General features: G+C 45.1%; 4 protein-coding genes. All 4 read right to left on the bottom strand.

The window, feature by feature from the left end; genetic code table 11:
* Positions 1-87 precede the first annotated feature (87 nt).
* Genes ACED28_RS22940 through ACED28_RS22925 form a run of 4 tightly spaced genes read right to left on the bottom strand, consistent with a single transcriptional unit; the run spans position 88 to position 2767 of the window.
* Positions 88-1650, bottom strand: a complete 1563-nt coding sequence (locus ACED28_RS22940; protein WP_371710832.1) for an IS66 family transposase — start codon at positions 1648-1650, stop codon at positions 88-90.
* Positions 1651-1709: 59 nt separating this feature from the next.
* Complete coding sequence (gene tnpB, locus ACED28_RS22935; RefSeq protein ID WP_102457509.1) at positions 1710-2063, bottom strand: IS66 family insertion sequence element accessory protein TnpB; 354 nt, start codon at positions 2061-2063, stop codon at positions 1710-1712.
* On the bottom strand, positions 2060-2377 hold the full coding sequence (locus ACED28_RS22930) for a hypothetical protein (protein ID WP_102457510.1): 318 nt from the start codon (positions 2375-2377) through the stop codon (positions 2060-2062). The genes tnpB and ACED28_RS22930 overlap by 4 nt, the downstream gene beginning before the upstream one ends.
* A gap of 51 nt (positions 2378-2428) precedes the next feature.
* Entirely contained in the window at positions 2429-2767 is a 339-nt protein-coding gene (locus tag ACED28_RS22925) for a hypothetical protein (protein ID WP_371710830.1), read from the bottom strand.
* Positions 2768-3244 lie beyond the last annotated feature (477 nt).

Below are 3244 nucleotides of genomic sequence, written 5' to 3'. Positions count from 1 at the left end.
CTGAAACCAGATCATAAACAACGGTCATATAGTCATGGCCTTTAGCCCTGGCGACGTATCCGCCCCACGAACCCACGGGGCGACTTGTCAGTGTTTGAAGTTCCAAGGTAGGAGTGCGTCGATATCAGGCTCTGCTTTCGCCAACTCTTTCATGCACTTGACCATGTAGTCGTAAAGAATAAGGCCGTTGGCTTTCGCGGTCTCGATGATGCTGTAAAGCATCGCGCTCGCATCAGCACCGTTTGGTGTATTAGAGAACAGCCAGTTCTTCCTGCCAATGACCAGTGGTTTAATTGCGCGTTCAGCGCGATTATTATCAATAGATAAGTGACCATCGTCGATATAACGAATGAGCTTTGACCACTGCCCGAGCGTGTATTTTATCGCTTTGCCTAGTGGGCTAGAGCCTATCACCTTCTGGGTTGTCATCCATTGATAAAGCTCATCCAGTATCGGCTTGGCATACGCTTGACGCTCTGCTTTTCGCTCTTCGGCAGGCGCACCTTTTAAGCGTGATTCTATCCCGTAGAGTTTTTGGATTTTAGCCAGCGCCTTATCAGCCTTGCCCGATTTACCTTTCCCTTGAAGCTTCTTCGCATCCATGAACTTGCGCCGAGCATGCGCTAAGCACCCCACATTAGTGACTTGATGCAGACCATCATAAGCCGCGTAGCCATCGGTTTGTAGATAACCGTTGTAGTTACATAAAAATTCCACGGGACACGCCCTCGCGCGACTGTTTTGGTAGTCGTACAAGGCAATATTTTTCACATTAGGCAGTGCGGCTTCGGGCGAGTCAGCGCCCGAGCAGTAGAGCCACATATAACACTTCTTCTCTTCCTTGAGCACATTGAGCGGCGTTTCATCCGCCTGAACCACCACTTGCTGAAGTAGGTACTTCTTCAAGGCGGCATACAGCGGGGCGAACTTCTCGCTGACTTGGATAACCCACCTTGCCATGGTGGTGCGTGATAACTCGATACCCGACTGGGTAAACAGCGATTCTTGGCGATAAAGTGGCATCGCGTACTGGTATTTGCCAAGAATGATGTTGGTCAGCAAGCTTTCTGTGGCGAAGCTTTTAGGGATGAGACTCTGAGGGGGTGGCTTCTGAACGATACGGCTGCTGTCGCTTGTTTTCTCGCACTGGCGGCAAGCGTACTTAGGGCGAACATATTCCAACACCTTGAGTACCGCAGGCGTGAACTCTAGCTTCTCGCTGCGGTCTTCCCCGATTTTATGCAGGCTATGATTGCAGCAAGCGCACTGCTTTTCATGGTCGTCTACATCGAGTTCGATAACCTCACGAGGTAAGGTCTTAGGCAGAAGTTTACGAGGTAAGGTCTTAGGCAGAAGTTTACGTTTACCGCGCTTTTTCGTTGTGGTTGTTACCTCAACCTCGTCTTCTTTAACGGCTTCACATTCCGCTTCGTTGAAGAGGTCACCTTGTGATTCATCGTAAGGCTTTAACGCCTCCGAGCGTTTAGCGAACTGGCGGTCGAAGGCGAGTTTGAGTTGTTCAAGCAGCGATTGGCGCTCTTGTTGCCATTGCGATTCCTTCTGCTCTTGCGAGAGCATCAGGGCTTTCACCATCGCTTGTAGCTCGGCAATATCTTGGCTTTCTGGGTTGATATTTGGCGTCTTTTTCATGGCATTCATTATACTGAAGTTGTGCCGTTAACGCTTGGTATATAAGGCTTTATTCTCGATTAACTCATTGTAAAATCGTTTATTTTCACGGGTTCATGGCCGATAATTGTGAAGCCTGAAAGCAGTCTATCAAGCTCAAATTGAGTGAGGGTAAACACCTGATTTTTCTCTTTTGAAGGCCACTTATACTTGGCTTTTTCGAGGCGTTTATACCAGAGGGCGAAGCCTGTTTTATCCCAGTATAGCACCTTGATCTTATCGCGCTGTTTATTGGTAAACAGAAACAGCGCACCACTGCCAAGAGGTAAGTTCGTGTCGTTTTCGATAATCGCTGCAAGACCATTAATGGACTTTCTAAAATCGACGCTTTCACGATAAAGGTAAATCTCTGGCGCGCTGAGCATACCTTTCATGACAACGCTCCAATGAGTTCAGCAAGATAGGTCGCTGGCGTACATTGAGGAATGCTCAGCTCCACATCATTGATGAGAAGTGTCATGTTGGCCGTGGCTATCTGCGCCTGATACTTGGTTGTCTTTTCAACGATTTCGGCTCTAACAAATCCGACAGATTCCGATTGGTTTACTGTTTGGAGTTGACGCCGCTTGGCGAAGAACGTGGATAAACTCAGTCCATGCTCTTCGCAAAAAGCGCGTTGGGTAACACTGCTGCTTTCATATTGTTCAAACAGTGATTGCCATTCTAGGTTGGTGCGTCGTTTTGCCATTTCAACTCTCCTTTGGGTTGGAGAGTTGATCTTATTCTTCGCGCTGAAAGATTAGAATGCGGGGTTCATGACACGCTTACCATACATGTTCAATACAGCCATTCTAGAGTGATAACGTTTCTTCCATTGATTACTCTCAAACATAATTGATTCAGCTGTTACCGCGAGATCAAACAGACATGTATTTATGTATCCTAACAAGTTCCAGATCTTGTATAAATGAGGTCTGTCCATTTCTGATGTAGCTTGAAGAGCAAATGATATAAGTTCTAATTTCTTTTCTAAGGAATCAAATTGCACCTTAAAGTCTGACCTAAATTCAATATCATTTTCATTGATAAATTCGATCAAGTTTTGATCTTCAATTTCACAATATATCTTGGGAATCAAGAGAACTCCTTCTTCGCCTTACATTCTTAATAACAGGCAGTCTCATTCTTCTGCCCGACTTTCGATTAACTTATCATAAGCCATTAGAAATTAATGAAAATAAATCAAGATGTGCACTCTATCCTCACATTAAAACGCGCCGGCGTGTTATTATTTTTTTATAATGCTCGTTATCGAAGGTATGAAAATCATAAACTCACTAATATGCAGCAATTTATTAACCTTCTATCGACAAAGCGAGACCAAAACCTCCACAAAGCATGCCCTTTTCCATACTCAAATGACATTCAAACTTAATAACCCGTGTAGATATACATAAAAGAAAGTAAAGATGGCAGAGAATCAGCTATGAACTTGATACTAGGTTTTGTAGGGAAAACTCACACGCCTAGATTCTGTAGAGTATTTAATTTAACTCACTGAGGGGCGTGCGACGTGAAGTCGTATGAAGCGCTGTTCACCGCTTAACGAGTGAAC

Source organism: Vibrio sp. 1F253, from assembly GCF_041439295.1.
In the GTDB taxonomy this organism is placed as follows: domain Bacteria; phylum Pseudomonadota; class Gammaproteobacteria; order Enterobacterales; family Vibrionaceae; genus Vibrio; species Vibrio tasmaniensis_A.
This window is presented reverse-complemented; position numbering and strand designations above follow the sequence as displayed.